Here is a 13,959-nt window from a genome sequence, read left to right as displayed (position 1 = left end):
GGACTTGAACGTTCTTAGCATTTTTTAATGATGATGTGCAATGAAATCCAGCAGGGTGTGTAAATAAAGATCCGGATTTGTTTTAAAACTGCGTCCGTGATCGGCACCTTCGATAATCAAAAGCTGCTTATCACTTGTGCATGCCTGAAAATTCATTTTACTCATTTTCACAGGGACTAAGCGATCCTGACTGCCATGAATGAATAACACAGGCAGTTTAGCATCTTTTAGCTGTGAAGCAATGTCCAGCTGTCGAAGATCGGTATGAGCAAAAATGCGAAAACAGAGATTTGATAAATACAGTAAGCCGGGAACATGAAAATGAAAAATCTTATGATGCAGCAGCGTTAATATGTCCCAAATAGAACTATAACCGCAATCAGCGACAGCCGCTTTTACTTGGATGGGCAGATGATGGGTACTGCACAGCAAAACACTGCTTGCACCCATTGAGGTTCCATGCAGATACAGTTGATAATCGGGGAATCGATCCGCCATATATTCAATCCAGCAAGATATATCGTCTTGTTCTTTATTGCCAAAAGTAATATAACGTCCCCCGCTTTTTTGGTGTGCACGCATATCCACTAAAAGAACATTAAAGGATTGGTCTAAAAGTGATTTGGCTAAATGTGCATATTCTTTAAAGCAATTAAAGCGATAGCCATGGAAACAAAGAATGGTCTGTTTGCTTTGACCACTTAAAAATAAATAGCCGTGAAGCATGATTTGATCTTTCGCTTTGATCTCTATTTCTTCATAGGGATAACAAAATAAATTTTCCATAATTTGATTTAGTTCATGGGTATAATTTTTGTTTTCCCGTTTTAAGACATGATCAGATTGGTGATCGATCCAAGAATAATTACGGGAAGCTGTTATCCGAAAATCAATATAGACAATACATAAAGCAAGACATAATAAAATAATGAGAATCCATAATACGACCATTAATATCACTTCCTATCTTTAGGATATCACGATTAAATTCAAAATGATATGTCTAATCTTACAGAGAATACATAATATTAAAAAGAATGGTATAAAGATGTATTTTATGGTAGAATTGAGCAAAGGAAAGGATTCTAACAGGGGGTGCGATTATTAATGTATTAAAAGAAAAGTTTACCCACTTGGATAAAAATCAAAAACTGATTTTAATTTCGGTATTATCCTTATTTCTTCCTTTTTACATGTGTATTGCCGTACTGGTGGCAGTAACGGTCTATTTATTGCTTAGAGGAAGACTGATAGAGATATATAAAACAACACCGAGAAGCTATTTAATTCATCTGTTTACAATTGTCAGTTTGCTTGCTTCTCTTTATTATAAGAACTATGTAGGCGCTTTATGCTGTATTGCTTTATGGGTGATGTTTTCGGTAATTCTTTTTTATTCTCAAAATATCACAAAGGATTTTTTTGAGAAGATTATAGATCTTATGATCTTTTTAAGTATATTTTGTGCTTTATACGGTTTATTTGAATACACACAGATTTTGTCTCATTTTACGGATGATTTTGAATTGATTATTCTAAACAGTCCGGAAAATCGCTTAAATTCGGTCTTTTTTAATGCCAATTATTATGCGATGATGATTGAATTTTTTGTGCTGATGTGCTGTTATAAAATACTGAAAGTGGATAACATTAAACGAATTATTTATTATTTTGCGGTGATTGCTTTAAATTTATTTTTACTTTATTTGACAGGATGCCGAAGTGCTTGGCCGGCATTAGGGTGTGCAATCTTAATTTTGCTGCTGGTTGAAAGACGTTATAAGATCTTTGCTTTAATCCTGATTATTGCTTTTGTTGTGTTTATCTTTTTGTTGGTCAATCCTCAGTATTTTCCTCGTACGGATAATATCATTGAATATTTTGGTGTACGTGTGGATATTTGGGAGATTGCGCTTCAGGGAATCCGAGATAATCCGTTATTTGGACAGGGACCATTGACCTATATGCATATTTATCAAAATTATGGAAATGGGATCATGTATACCCAGCATGCACACAGTATTTATTTGGATCCGATCTTGAGTTACGGTATCGTTGGAATTTTGATCATTGCTCCTTACATTCAAAAGAATGTATCTGCTTTATATCAATGCTTTAAAAGCAGGAAAGATCAGACTTTAATGGCACTGATTATTTCGGTCATTGCAGTGACTTTGATTCATGGTATTTTAGATTACACTGTGTATTTTATTCAGACCGGATTTGTCTTTATGATGCTGATCAGTTCATTTTATATGTACCGTAAAAAATAGCTATCTAGGGATACTAGATAGCTTTTATTATACTCTTTAATTGTATCGTTAATGCATCAAGATCTTCCTGATTGGGGTGAGGCAATGCCTTATCAAAATTATCTAAGAGATTTTGAAATTGTTCGTTTTGAGGATCGCTGTCATGCATCTTTTGATAGCGAACACGTACACTCATTGGCATTTTCCCTTGGCACATGTAGCGTCCTATAATCGGGCAGGTAGCATCGACATATTTTTCGACATTGTTTAAAATGCGTTCAAAATATTCGGGAGAACCGCCAAACCCGGCAGTGCCAAATAAAAATATCTTTTTGTTTTTTATGTGTTTAAAAAGTTCGATAACCGGATCACTGCATCGTCCTTTATCGGTCCAAAAGCCAACGAAGATTAAATCGGCTTCTTCTATTTTTGGATCATCCGTATTTCCGATATAAAGACATTCTTCTTTCATTTGCGAGTGAATATGGTCTGCAAGCATCTTAGTATTTCCGGTAGCACTATTATAATAGATAGCATATTTCATATTATTTAACCTCCACGATTGTTTTATCCTGCTTAATGATTTCCTGTTTGTTTTTTCCGTCCGGGACAAAGCGAAAGACAATAAAACGAACAGGCTGATCGGTTTCATTGGCAAATGTATGCAGTGATGTTTTTACACGTACCACCTCATTGGGATTAGCTGTTTTCGTAATAATCTGATCATTGATTTTATAGTGAGCCGTTAAAGTTCCTTCAATGATGACTAATGTTTCCTCAATTTTGCTGTGATAATGCCATTCTTGAAAACAGTGAGGAGGAAGCGTGTTAAGATGAATTTCATATTCGTCAAATAGAAAGTAATCCACCAGCGTATGGTTCTCTTTTTCTACATGAATAGCGTCCTTTAATGTTTTAATATCTAAATCATGGTCCATATGTATACATCTTCTTTCTTTTTAAATCCGTATCGTTCATAAAGCCTATTTCCATCAGCTGAGGAACTTAATTGAATCTGGTCACATTTACCTTGAGCATCCTCAATCAGCTGATCTAAAATATTTTTTGCGATCTGTTTTCCGCGATAATCGGGATTTACCCATATATTGGTAATATGTCCGATCCAGCCCGTTGGACAACGGTTAGACGGGATCGCTTGATAATAGTGAATAGCCCCTGTTCCCACAATCTGATCTTGATCATAGGTAAGCAGAAATGTACATTTTTCTATGGGGATATGTTCCGTAAAATATTGTTTTATTATTTTACGGTCTATCCGGCGGTCCTCAAAAAGCTGTAGAAATGTTATCCTTAAAGCGGTAATGAGTTCAACATCATGAATGGTAGCTTTTCTTGTGTGCATGGTATCCCTCCTTTGTTTTTTTATTATACGCCTTATTGTAGGGATACAAAAGACAAGTGATAAAAATCATGCTAAAATGGAGAGGGTGGTGATCCTATGCAGCAAGTCATATATACTTTACTTAACTATATCAATAATTCAATCACTCATGATACCTATTATCATATTGCGATGATGATTTTGGAACAGATCGATCAGATTGAACATTATTCTTTAGAAAAAATGGCAATGATGTGCCATGTTTCGCCGGCGACAGTCAATCGTTTTTGCAAACAGGTCGGATATCTGAATTATTCCACTTTCAGACAGGTTGTCAGTTATAAGGAAACAAAAGTCTTTGATGCACAAATATTAAATAATGATTATCTGAATTCATATTCACAAGCTATTTTTGAGTTTATTGAAACGATCAATAATCTGAATATCAATCAATTAGATCCGATCTTAGCATCTCTTTATTCGCATAAAAGAGTACTGGCGATGGGGTATGGAAGTTATCAAAACTATGCTTTGGATTTACAAAAAAACTTTTTTTCCTGTGGAAAATTCATCGAGGTATACATGGATCAGATTCGACAAATTGAAGCTCTGGCGACAATGTCAAAAGAAGATATTGTGATGGTGACGAGTTTAAGCGGACAGTATTTAAAAAATCCTAATTTAGATGTGTTGAAAAAAATTAAACAAACAGGATGTTCCTCAATATTAATTACTTTGATGGATAATCCGGCTTATCTTGATTCTTTTGACCATGTGATTTGCTGTGGTGATCTTAAAAAAGCATATGCCGGAAAATATGCGATTATTCGTTTATATGATCTGATGGCGTCTCGTTATCAACAGCTTTATTGTCCGATTATTAAAGAGTAAACTGCTCAAATTGTGAGCAGTTCTTTTTTTATTCTTCCTTTATAATAAAACCGAGGTGATAAAAATGGGATTTCCAAAAGAATTTTTATGGGGAGCTTCAACATCTGCTTTCCAAATTGAAGGGGCATATAATGAAGATGGCAAAGGACTGACAAGTATGGATGTACGTTCTTTTAAAACATCGGATACTATTGCCGATACTAAAATTGCGATGGATCATTACCATCGTTATAAGGAAGATGTTCAGTTGATGAAAGAATTAGGCATGACGTGCTATCGTATGTCCATCTCTTGGGCAAGAATTATTCCTGATGGCAATGGTGAAATCAATCAAAAAGGCATCGATTTCTATAATGACCTGATTAATGAACTTGTCGCTAATGGGATTGCACCGATCGTGACACTGTATCATTTTGACTTTCCAATGGCTTTGATCGAGCAGTATGGTGGGTTTGCCAGTCGTCAATGTATTGATGATTTTGTGCGTTACTGCCGTGTTTGTTTTGAAAACTTCGGCGACCGTGTAAAATATTGGCTGACAATTAACGAACAAATGGTGATTACCCGTATGCCATTGTTTCAAGGCATCGATGAAGAAGATCCAATCGAGAGAACGCGATTAGGTTGGCAAACTTATCATCATATGTGTATCGGTCATGCTTTGGCAATTAAAGAGTATCGTAAGATGCATTTAAAAGGACAAATCGGTCCGGTCTTGTCTTATCCAACCTATTATGCAGCCAGCGTACGTCCAGAAGATGTACTGACAGCTAAAAAAGTAGAGGATATGATGGTATATTGCTTGATGGATGTTCATTATTATGGAAAACATCCGCAGTATTTAATTCATTCACTGACAAAAGATGGCGTAATGTTTAAAATGGAACCGGAAGATGAAGCTTTGTTGTCAGACGCTAAACCGGATTTCATTGCTTTAAACTGGTACACAACAGGAATTATCGGCGCCTATTGTGATGGTGAAGAAATCAATGATGATCATGCGGCCTTCATGCCAAGGCGTGATCGCAATATTCCGGGATTGGCACAATTCTATCTTAATCCGTTTACAGAATATAATGAATGGAACTGGAATACCGATCCGGTAGGATTGCATTATGCACTGCTGCGTATGTATGAACGTTATCATTTACCTTTAATGGTTGTTGAAAACGGATTAGGACATCGTGACGTACTGAGTGAAGATGGGCATGTCCACGATGATTACCGTACAGCTTATTTAAAAGGGATGGTAGAAAACATGGGACACGCTATCGATGATGGCGTTGAAATGATTGCCTATAGTCCATGGTCATTCATTGATGTATTAAGCAGCAGCAATGGAATCGAAAAACGTTACGGTATCGTGTATATCGATCGTACCGACAGTGATCCAAAGGAATTAAAGAGAATTCCAAAGGACAGTTATTACTGGTATCAACAATGTATTAAAAATAACGGGAATATAAAAGAGTAGCGGTATGCCGCTGCTCTTTTTAACCTAAATCAGGCGTATCTTTAAGTTCAATCGATAAATCATCACAATGATGAATTTCAAAGACTTCGATTTTATTTGTTCCTTGCTTTAATAAAGGGGCCGGAATATAAAGAGAGCGTTGCGGTCCCTTTTTCCAATAACGTCCTAAATTAAAGCCGTTGATATACACATGTCCTTTTGTGAAATGGTCTAAATAAATGAAAGTATCCTGACATTCTTCGATATCAAAGGTTCCTTGGTAAAAAGCCGGTTCATTAAAACATTGTCCTTGTTTATATGAAATCGAACGGAGGTCTTTCATTGGCAATGGATAGATGTCCCATTGATGAAGTTCCTGCAAACCTAAACAAACCGCTTTTGTAATGCCTTTGCGATCATAAAGCTCCGGTCCGTAGTTCACACGTCCCATGTTTTCAACAAGAATATCCAGTTGAATCGTCTGTCCTTTTTCAACCCCAATCATGATTTTTTCATGAGGCTGGTTTCTTTCGATAACCCCCACATATTTTCCATCCAGATAAACGGTTGCTCGATCATGCAAGCCATGAATATTCAGTTCTCTTGGCTGATAAGGTCCGGTTAAATGAGTACGATATAAGATGTAGCCAAAGTTCTGTCCCAACTTTTCCATTGGCAATACATAAGGCAGAGAAACTTTTTGCGAAAGCTGATCAAGACATGCCCATAATGGAACCGCTTTATCTAAGGAAATCTTGCCATAGGCTTTTTTAGGCTGATCGATGCAATCTAATTTTGGTATTTCAAAGCCATGTTGACGGATCACATTTTGACAGGCATAATATTTCTCTGTTCGATCACCGTTTTCATTAAGTAAGCAATGGTAGTCATAGCTGGTAACTGTAGGGGCATAGTCATCATAATAATTGGCCCCATTATAAAAGTTAAAGTTCGTTCCGCCATGGAACATATAGAAATTGATATTCCCGTTTCTTTTGAGAATAGCATCAAATTCTTTTGCTGTATCATCCGCTTCACGTACATGGTGTTCTTCACCCCAATGATCAAACCAGCCATTCCAGAATTCACCGCACATCAAAGGGGCATCCGGCTGTACCTTTAACAAATTGTTGAAATTGCGTTCACTGTTAGAACCAAAGTTCACTATTTTTAATAAATGGGGTAAAGTTCCTCCGTTCAACATCGAATCATCATCCCCATCACTGGTAAATAAACAGACATTCATTTTTTCATCATGATAGATCTTTTCAATGGCACGCAGATAGGCTTTATCATTGCCATAACTGCCATATTCGTTTTCCACCTGCATCATAATGATATTTCCGCCATTTTCTAATAAGTGAGGACGCAGACGGGTCATCACTTCATGAAAATATTTTCTGACCTTTTCTTCATAGGGGGCATAATGGCAGCGAAGCTTCATATCACTGTCTTTTAACAGCCATGCCGGAAAACCACCGAATTCCCATTCTGCACAAATGTAGGGACCGGGGCGGACAATGGCGTAAAGCCCAAGATCTTCAGCAATCTTTAAGAAGCGTTCAATATCCAACATCCCACTGAAGTTATATTCATTTTCTACTTCTTCATGCAGGTTCCATGGCATATAAGTTTCGACCGTATTAAATCCACATGCTTTTAGCTTTTTTAAACGATCTTCCCAGTATTCAGGAACGACACGAAAATAATGAATAGCACCGGAAAGAATGGTTATTTTTTTGTTGTCTAAGTAAAAATTTTCTTGATCGTAAGTTAGTTTCATAATGGTTCTCCTTTTTTCATTCTCTATTGTAAAGAAAATGAAAGAAAAGAAAAATAGACTTCCATATCCTGAAAATGAACTTTAAGAAAATAAGAAATTAAGTTATAATAAAAACAATCTATTAAGGGGAGGGGATAAAATGAAATTTATTATTACCGGATCGGGAGGATGTGTTGCATTGCCTAGACCCCTATGTCAATGTGCCGTATGCAAAGAGGCAAGGGAAAAAGGATTGCCTTACGCACGTCATGGAGCCTCAATTTATTTAGAAGATATTCATCTGTTAGTCGACACACCAGAAGATATCATGGTGGCATTAAATGATCATGATATACAGGCGATCGATCACATTTTCTATAGTCATTTAGATATCGATCATACTTTTGGAATGCGTGTGATTGAGCATTTACGTTTAAACTGGCTGGATCTTTCAGTCGGAAAAGGCTGTACAAATCCGATTAATCTTTATGCGGCCCAAGGCGTCATGACGGATTTGAACGCGATTAGGACAAGATTAGGGTCGGTCTTTGATTATTATGAATCTTTAAATCTGATTAAGCGTCAAGTGGTTCAAGGCAGTATCATGATCCAAGATATTAAAATAACGTTTGTACCTGTGGATAAAAATGATCAGGTAACGATCTTTATCTTTGAAAAAGCAGGAAAGAAGCTGATCTATGCACCTTGTGATGTAAAGCCATGGCCTAATGATTCTCGTTTTTTTCAAGCCGATTATTTAATTATAGGCAATACCGTTTTAGGGGATTACTTAAAAAATGGAATAGTTTTAGCCGAAGATAATATATTAAAGAAGGAACTGTTCACATTAGAAGAAATCATGGAAATAAAGCAGCAGCATCACATTAAGCAAGTCATCATGACCCATATTGAAGAAGATTGGGGAAAGAGCTATGATGATTATTTAGAACTTGAAAAGCAATATGATAACTTGACATTTGCCTATGATGGCATGGTCATTGAACTATGAGAGTGAATAATTTTCACTCTTTTTCATTTTCTTCTTTACATTCTGTGTATTACACACTATAATGTGTGTATAGCACATATAGTGTTATGCACAGTTAGGAGAATAAATATGAAAACGAAATTATGGAATAAAGATTTTATCCTTTTGATGCAGGGAAAGTTTGTTTCAAACATCGGCGATGTGCTTTACAGTGTAGCCCTTAGTTTTTGGATCTTGCAGACAACACAGTCAAAATCTTTAATGGGAATTTTACTTGCCTGTCAGACATTGGTAAAGGTTATTTTATCCCCATTTGGCGGTGTATTATGTGACCGGCTTAACCGTAAACACATTATTGTCTACAGTGATATGGTATGTGGGGCAACAATGCTGGCAATCTCTATATTGGGGTTTATGAATTGTTTGGACGTCTGGATGATCTTTGCTGCCGGTATTATGATGGCGTTATGTTCGGCAATTTTTGAGCCAACGATGTCCTCTGTTTTTCCGGATCTGATTCCAGCGGATCAATTATCAAGAGGATTGTCATTTAAACAATCGATTGTGACAATCGTGCAGATTATCGGACAGAGCATCAGTGGGGTACTGCTAAGCGTTTTTGGGCCACTGCTTATCTTTTTAGGAAATGGAATTTCTTTCTTCATCTCTTCTTTTACAGAATCTTTTATTGCCGTACCGAAAAAAGTGGAGGTAGGAGAGAAACTGACATTTTTTGAAGATTTTAAAAGCGGATTACATTTTATGAATCATCAAAAAGGATTGAAAGCGACTATTTTGACATGCTGCTTACTTAACTTTTTTGGAAATGGACTGATGGTCTTATTGCTTCCTTATTTTATGGAAACCCCTACTTTACTTGCGGAAACAGGATACGGAATCTGTATGGCACTGTTAACAGTAGGCACTTTAATCGGTGTCATCGGTTATGGTATATTAAAGACAGATGGGGCAAAACGTTGGCGAGTATTTACGGTTTCTGTCATCATTGAATGTATAAGTTTAGCTCTGCTGCCGATCGCTAAAGGCTTCTACTTATTCATTGCGGTTGCCATGATTTTTGGATTTGGCAATGCAATATTGAATGTCGTGTTGAATGAAGTTCAGTATGAAATTATTCCCCAAGATATGCGTGGGAAAGTATTTGGTATGATCGGTACGATGACAATGGGACTCACTCCGATTGCCATGGCTTCATTTTCAATCTTAGCCGATTATTTTGGAACGGCACAGATCGTCATGCTTGCTTCATTAACCAGTGCTTTATCGATTGTTGCTTTGATTGTTCAAAAAGAAATTCGCCATATGATTAAAAATAAACCTATGCAGGAAAATCTGGAAATCAGCGCAGATTGACAAATAGAATGAGGTGTGTTACGTTCTAATCAGAGGTGATATTATGGAAAATAATATATTAGAATCATTAAAAAGCCGTCGCAGTATTCGTAAATACAAAAAAGAACCGATAAAAAAAGAAGAACTCGAAGCAATTTTAGAGGCGGGAACATATGCACCAACCGGAATGGGAAAACAAGCACCCTTGATGGTGGCGGTGACAAATCCCGATACCGTTGCATTGCTTTCAACATTGAATGCAGAAGTCATGAACGGCACACAGGACCCTTTCTATGGAGCACCTGTTGTAGTGATTGTCTTTGGTAATAGTGAAAGTAATCACTGTATTCAAGATGCCAGCTGTGTGATGAGCAATCTCCTCAATGCCGCTCACGCACTGGATATTGGGTCTTGCTGGATTAATCGTGCTAAAGAGGTATTTGAAAGTGATGAAGGAAAAGCCCTTAAAAAACAATGGGGGATTCCGGAACATTATATCGGTGTTGCTAATTGTATTTTAGGATATAGCGACGGTCCTTATCCAAAAGCAAAAGAAAGAAAAGAAGATTATATTCGTATCATAGAATAGCCTTAGCGGCTATTTTTATTTATTTCATCTTCAATATTCGTTATAATGGAAAAAAGGTGGGATAGAATGAAGAAATACGTCTTATTAGTGTTGGTACTATGCTTGCTTAGCGGATGTCAGAATAGTTCCTCAAAAGTCATAACATTCCCGTTTCCTGATGTGTGGCGCAATCAATATAAAGTCAGCGTTTTGTTAGATCCTTCACAACACACCTATCAGTCTAAGATTGAGCTGACACTTAAGAATACATCTTGGGACGTATGGGACAAGATCGTATTACGAGATTATCCCAGTCAGTTTAAAGACGAAAAAGATGGTGGTCTAAGTCTTATACAAAATGTCATGACGAGCGATAAAGACGTGCTTGCCTATCTGCGTCTTGATGATCCGACGATCGTGGAGGTCATGTTGGCTGCCCCTTTGGCACCCGGGGAAATTATCACTATTTCGATGGATTATCAGGCGTATGTTCCTGAGCTAAATGCTCGCTTTGGGTATGTAGAAAATAAAGCCGATGCAATTGATTTTTATTTAGGCAATAGTCTGCCCATCTTAGCGGTTTATGAAAATGGGCAGTGGGTGTGCGAACCCTATTTTAGTGATGGAGAATGTTTTTATAGTGAGACAGCAGATTATTTAGTAACGGTGACTGTCCCCAATAATTTCACGGTTATTGGTACCGGTGATAAACTGAATACCGTTAATGGCGAAAATCAAAAAACGATCGAGTATACGGCTTCTTCAGTACGTGACTATGCTTTAGTTATCGGCAATGACTATCAGTGTGTGAGCCAAATGGAAGACGGCATCCTTTATAACAGTTATTATCATTCAGCTAATCAGAATATCGGGATTGGCTCATTGATTACTTTAATCAATGAAACAAAGGCATTAAATAAGCAGTTGGGGGAATATCCTTATCAAACGATGAATACGGTCGAGACTTATATGGACATGCAAGGCATGGAATATCCGCAGCTGATTATGATTGCAGAGTACATGCATGGGAATGAAAGTACGATCCGCCATGAATTAGTGCATCAATGGTTTTATAATATAGTAGGGAATAATGGATATCAGGTAGCATGGCTGGATGAAAGTATTGCGACTTATTTAGCAGAGAAAAGTCTGAGCGAACATATCGGAAGGATCGATCAAAGTTATAATGAATATCCCGACGAAAACAGCTATGTCAACGCTATGTATTTTTGTGGTGGGGCGATGTATACTCGTTTAGCAAATCGTTTTGGCAAAGACCAACTGATAGCGATTCTGCAAGATTATCTTTTGACTTATGCCTATTCACAAGCGGCAACGAAAGATCTTTTAGGAATGCTGATAAGAGGATTGGGAGAAGAAAGTCTGGAAATATTCAAAGATTATTTTGATGAAACCACCCTTACAGAAGCCTCAACTCAGTAATTTTCAATCAAGTCTGCTAGAATAGCGAAGAGGTGAAGAAGATGAGTCAGAGCGAATTCAATGAGTACGTTGAGACATTTTGCCAGCGTTATCAAAAAGAAAAAGAAGAAGTGCTTGCTTTAGCGATCGTTAAAGAAGTGCAAAAAGAGATTATCGAACGTCCTCGATAATCTCTTTTACTTTAATAATGCTTCAATCTGTGGGAGTTCTAAACGGAAGAACTCATGGTCATCGCGCATCGAAGCACCGATCGCAAGATACATATCAATACTTCCCTTATTCCATTTTAAACAATCCCAGTCAATGCGACAGCAGTCTTTTTGTTTGGCAAGTTCCGCTAAAGCTATAAATAATTTTTTTCCTAAACCTAATCCGCGGGCACTTTCTCTTACATACAAGTCCAACAGGTAAATTCCTTTTTTTCCTGTCATTGTCGAAAAAGTATAATAATACAAGGCGTAGCCACAAGGTTTTTGATCGTGAAAGATAATGAATGAATGACAGCTGTGATCAATAAAAATCGCTTTTTCTAAAGCCGCTTCATCCATTGCAATCTCATCACCTAAATAATCTCCTAATTCTTTAATTAAAGTATAAAGAAGGGGAATTTCTGTTTGTTTTACGTGTCTGGTCTCGATCATTACGTTTCTCCTTTGCTTTAAACTATTATCAGTATAGCATATTAATTCATGTAGTAGATACAAATATTTAAAATGCTGGCAAAGGTAATCCAAAGCAGATAGGGAACAAGCAAGTAAGATGCAGTTTCATCAATATCATAAAAAAGAAAAATAAGATAGAAGACAAGCAGCCATAATAAGATGATCCAAAAGAATGAAAATAAATAAGCATGCAGTGTAAAAAAGAAAAACGGCCATAAGAAATTCACCAACAGTTGAACAAGATATAATTTAATGGCTTTGCTTTTATTTGGATGATCACTGATCATAATGAGATATCCTGAAACTCCAATCAGCAGATAGAGAATCGTCCAAACAATGGGAAAGATGTATCCGGCAGGCGCAAACACCGGTAAATTCAAAGCGGCATAAGCAGTGGCAGAATTGGAGATCAATAAACCTACTAAGGCACCTCCGCCTAAACTTAATGCGATATTAAAGATCAATAACTTAATTTTCATATTATCACCATTACATTATATGACAAATTAGGAGGAGTTATCCCATAAAAAAAGATAATAGCACAGCTATTACCTAAATGTATTTTGATATTGAGCTAAAATGTCTTCAAAACTAAACCCTAATTTAGCACCTAAGGAAAAATAATCTTCGATGCTGTTTTGATAATCTTCAAAATTAAAGGTCGAATTAATCTTTAACACACTCTCATACACTTTAAGAAATTGTTTAGGCAAAGAAAGATTATTTTCGAGTTCTGCCTGATTTTTCAAAGCATCGACATGCAGTTCAAAACCAATTGAAAGCAGCATCTGCAAGCCATTGATATAAGCATCTTTTAATTCATGAAGATCCACTTCAGCATATTTATCCCAAAAGCTGAAACATTGGGACTGTTCGGCAACATTTCCTAAATCAGATAAAAACGCCAAGATCTTGATCTCTACTTTATCCTTATGAAGGAGTGCCTTTTCTTTTGACTGTGTCAGTGTCAATTCATGCTCGACATGTTTTTGATATAATTGATTAATTTCATTCATATACAATTCACCTCTACCCCCATTATAATCCATTTTTTAAAAGAGGTTAAATAAAAAAGCGAAATCTCTTTCGCTTAATTTCCGCCAGGTCCGTCACGGCGATCACGGTTATCGGGATAATTATCTAATGAAGTGCTGACCCACTGATTATTATAGGCAGTTTTCTTAGCTTCTTCATTATTCTTTTTGGGAATCTCATTCTTGCGATCCATACTGTAGCCTCCTTTAT

General features: G+C 36.7%; 17 protein-coding genes. 8 read left to right on the top strand and 9 right to left on the bottom strand.

Translation table 11 applies throughout. The features are described from left to right. Nucleotides 1-24: 24 nt before the first annotated feature. Nucleotides 25-951, bottom strand: coding sequence for an alpha/beta hydrolase (locus BN1225_RS06105; protein WP_041138897.1), 927 nt, complete (start codon nucleotides 949-951; stop codon nucleotides 25-27). Nucleotides 952-1,133: 182 nt separating this feature from the next. Here BN1225_RS06105 and BN1225_RS06100 point away from each other — a divergent pair, with 182 nt between their 5' ends. Continuing rightward, on the top strand, nucleotides 1,134-2,273 hold the full coding sequence (locus BN1225_RS06100) for an O-antigen ligase family protein (RefSeq protein WP_197066540.1): 1,140 nt from the start codon (nucleotides 1,134-1,136) through the stop codon (nucleotides 2,271-2,273). Nucleotides 2,274-2,286: 13 nt separating this feature from the next. On the opposite strand, the gene bilS is transcribed toward BN1225_RS06100, so the two are convergent. The 3 genes from bilS to BN1225_RS06085 are packed head-to-tail and all read right to left on the bottom strand — an operon-like array spanning nucleotide 2,287 to nucleotide 3,615. After that, a complete protein-coding gene (gene bilS / locus BN1225_RS06095) occupies nucleotides 2,287-2,796 on the bottom strand; it encodes a flavodoxin family protein BilS (RefSeq protein ID WP_041138895.1) in 510 nt (169 codons plus the stop codon). A gap of 1 nt (nucleotide 2,797) precedes the next feature. Further along, on the bottom strand, nucleotides 2,798-3,190 hold the full coding sequence (locus BN1225_RS06090) for a cupin domain-containing protein (protein ID WP_041138894.1): 393 nt from the start codon (nucleotides 3,188-3,190) through the stop codon (nucleotides 2,798-2,800). Continuing rightward, nucleotides 3,175-3,615 carry a GNAT family N-acetyltransferase gene (locus BN1225_RS06085; protein ID WP_041138893.1) on the bottom strand — a complete coding sequence of 147 codons (441 nt, stop codon included), beginning with the start codon at nucleotides 3,613-3,615 and terminating at the stop codon, nucleotides 3,175-3,177. Before BN1225_RS06085 ends, BN1225_RS06090 begins: the two co-directional genes overlap by 16 nt. A gap of 96 nt (nucleotides 3,616-3,711) precedes the next feature. Between BN1225_RS06085 and BN1225_RS06080 the strand changes: the two genes are divergently transcribed. Both BN1225_RS06080 and BN1225_RS06075 read left to right on the top strand, forming a co-directional pair. Then, complete coding sequence (locus BN1225_RS06080) at nucleotides 3,712-4,485, top strand: MurR/RpiR family transcriptional regulator (protein WP_041138892.1); 774 nt, start codon at nucleotides 3,712-3,714, stop codon at nucleotides 4,483-4,485. A 64-nt stretch (nucleotides 4,486-4,549) separates the two neighbouring features. Then, nucleotides 4,550-5,959: a glycoside hydrolase family 1 protein gene (locus BN1225_RS06075; RefSeq protein WP_052466394.1), complete on the top strand. Its 1,410-nt coding sequence runs from the start codon at nucleotides 4,550-4,552 to the stop codon at nucleotides 5,957-5,959. 19 nt (nucleotides 5,960-5,978) lie between these two features. Here the strand turns inward: BN1225_RS06075 and BN1225_RS06070 are convergent, their stop codons facing one another. After that, nucleotides 5,979-7,721 (bottom strand): glycoside hydrolase family 35 protein, encoded by a 1,743-nt coding sequence (locus BN1225_RS06070; RefSeq protein ID WP_041138891.1) that lies wholly within the window; start codon nucleotides 7,719-7,721, stop codon nucleotides 5,979-5,981. Between the two features lie 139 nt (nucleotides 7,722-7,860). On the opposite strand from BN1225_RS06070, the gene BN1225_RS06065 reads away from it, so the two are divergent. The 5 genes from BN1225_RS06065 (at nucleotide 7,861) to BN1225_RS15045 (ending at nucleotide 12,222) form a co-directional block, all read left to right on the top strand. After that, nucleotides 7,861-8,709 carry an MBL fold metallo-hydrolase gene (locus BN1225_RS06065; protein WP_041138890.1) on the top strand — a complete coding sequence of 283 codons (849 nt, stop codon included), beginning with the start codon at nucleotides 7,861-7,863 and terminating at the stop codon, nucleotides 8,707-8,709. Nucleotides 8,710-8,817: 108 nt separating this feature from the next. Then, nucleotides 8,818-10,062: an MFS transporter gene (locus tag BN1225_RS06060; RefSeq protein ID WP_041138889.1), complete on the top strand. Its 1,245-nt coding sequence runs from the start codon at nucleotides 8,818-8,820 to the stop codon at nucleotides 10,060-10,062. Between the two features lie 43 nt (nucleotides 10,063-10,105). Then, nucleotides 10,106-10,630 (top strand): nitroreductase family protein, encoded by a 525-nt coding sequence (locus BN1225_RS06055; RefSeq protein WP_041138888.1) that lies wholly within the window; start codon nucleotides 10,106-10,108, stop codon nucleotides 10,628-10,630. Between the two features lie 66 nt (nucleotides 10,631-10,696). Then, nucleotides 10,697-12,052, top strand: a complete 1,356-nt coding sequence (locus tag BN1225_RS06050) for a M1 family metallopeptidase (protein ID WP_041138887.1) — start codon at nucleotides 10,697-10,699, stop codon at nucleotides 12,050-12,052. Between the two features lie 41 nt (nucleotides 12,053-12,093). Next, complete coding sequence (locus tag BN1225_RS15045; RefSeq protein WP_278247261.1) at nucleotides 12,094-12,222, top strand: hypothetical protein; 129 nt, start codon at nucleotides 12,094-12,096, stop codon at nucleotides 12,220-12,222. Between the two features lie 6 nt (nucleotides 12,223-12,228). On the opposite strand, the gene BN1225_RS06045 is transcribed toward BN1225_RS15045, so the two are convergent. The 4 genes from BN1225_RS06045 to BN1225_RS14850 all read right to left on the bottom strand — a co-directional run bounded on the left by BN1225_RS06045 (nucleotide 12,229) and on the right by BN1225_RS14850 (nucleotide 13,942). Next, nucleotides 12,229-12,693 carry a GNAT family N-acetyltransferase gene (locus BN1225_RS06045; RefSeq protein ID WP_041138886.1) on the bottom strand — a complete coding sequence of 155 codons (465 nt, stop codon included), beginning with the start codon at nucleotides 12,691-12,693 and terminating at the stop codon, nucleotides 12,229-12,231. 41 nt (nucleotides 12,694-12,734) lie between these two features. Continuing rightward, a complete protein-coding gene (locus tag BN1225_RS06040) occupies nucleotides 12,735-13,193 on the bottom strand; it encodes a TspO/MBR family protein (RefSeq protein WP_041138885.1) in 459 nt (152 codons plus the stop codon). A 69-nt stretch (nucleotides 13,194-13,262) separates the two neighbouring features. Beyond that, nucleotides 13,263-13,730: a dUTP diphosphatase gene (locus tag BN1225_RS06035; protein ID WP_041138884.1), complete on the bottom strand. Its 468-nt coding sequence runs from the start codon at nucleotides 13,728-13,730 to the stop codon at nucleotides 13,263-13,265. Between the two features lie 74 nt (nucleotides 13,731-13,804). Next, nucleotides 13,805-13,942 (bottom strand): hypothetical protein, encoded by a 138-nt coding sequence (locus BN1225_RS14850; protein ID WP_187117539.1) that lies wholly within the window; start codon nucleotides 13,940-13,942, stop codon nucleotides 13,805-13,807. Nucleotides 13,943-13,959 lie beyond the last annotated feature (17 nt).

Source organism: Beduini massiliensis (genome assembly GCF_000829905.1).
GTDB classification, from domain to species: Bacteria; Bacillota_I; Bacilli_A; order Erysipelotrichales; family Coprobacillaceae; genus Beduini; species Beduini massiliensis.
This window is presented reverse-complemented; position numbering and strand designations above follow the sequence as displayed.

Bases quoted from the DNA above. Each gene is read 5' to 3' on its own strand.
- BN1225_RS14850 (WP_187117539.1), bottom strand. From the start codon at position 13,942: ATGGATCGCAAGAATGAGATTCCCAAAAAGAATAATGAAGAAGCTAAG.
- BN1225_RS06090 (WP_041138894.1), bottom strand. From the start codon at position 3,190: ATGGACCATGATTTAGATATTAAAACATTAAAGGACGCTATTCATGTA.
- BN1225_RS06075 (WP_052466394.1), top strand. From the start codon at position 4,550: ATGGGATTTCCAAAAGAATTTTTATGGGGAGCTTCAACATCTGCTTTC.
- BN1225_RS06055 (WP_041138888.1), top strand. From the start codon at position 10,106: ATGGAAAATAATATATTAGAATCATTAAAAAGCCGTCGCAGTATTCGT.
- BN1225_RS06070 (WP_041138891.1), bottom strand. From the start codon at position 7,721: ATGAAACTAACTTACGATCAAGAAAATTTTTACTTAGACAACAAAAAA.
- BN1225_RS06050 (WP_041138887.1), top strand. From the start codon at position 10,697: ATGAAGAAATACGTCTTATTAGTGTTGGTACTATGCTTGCTTAGCGGA.
- BN1225_RS06085 (WP_041138893.1), bottom strand. From the start codon at position 3,615: ATGCACACAAGAAAAGCTACCATTCATGATGTTGAACTCATTACCGCT.
- BN1225_RS06045 (WP_041138886.1), bottom strand. From the start codon at position 12,693: ATGATCGAGACCAGACACGTAAAACAAACAGAAATTCCCCTTCTTTAT.
- BN1225_RS15045 (WP_278247261.1), top strand. From the start codon at position 12,094: ATGAGTCAGAGCGAATTCAATGAGTACGTTGAGACATTTTGCCAGCGT.
- BN1225_RS06060 (WP_041138889.1), top strand. From the start codon at position 8,818: ATGAAAACGAAATTATGGAATAAAGATTTTATCCTTTTGATGCAGGGA.
- bilS (WP_041138895.1), bottom strand. From the start codon at position 2,796: ATGAAATATGCTATCTATTATAATAGTGCTACCGGAAATACTAAGATG.
- BN1225_RS06080 (WP_041138892.1), top strand. From the start codon at position 3,712: ATGCAGCAAGTCATATATACTTTACTTAACTATATCAATAATTCAATC.
- BN1225_RS06035 (WP_041138884.1), bottom strand. From the start codon at position 13,730: ATGAATGAAATTAATCAATTATATCAAAAACATGTCGAGCATGAATTG.
- BN1225_RS06040 (WP_041138885.1), bottom strand. From the start codon at position 13,193: ATGAAAATTAAGTTATTGATCTTTAATATCGCATTAAGTTTAGGCGGA.
- BN1225_RS06065 (WP_041138890.1), top strand. From the start codon at position 7,861: ATGAAATTTATTATTACCGGATCGGGAGGATGTGTTGCATTGCCTAGA.
- BN1225_RS06105 (WP_041138897.1), bottom strand. From the start codon at position 951: ATGGTCGTATTATGGATTCTCATTATTTTATTATGTCTTGCTTTATGT.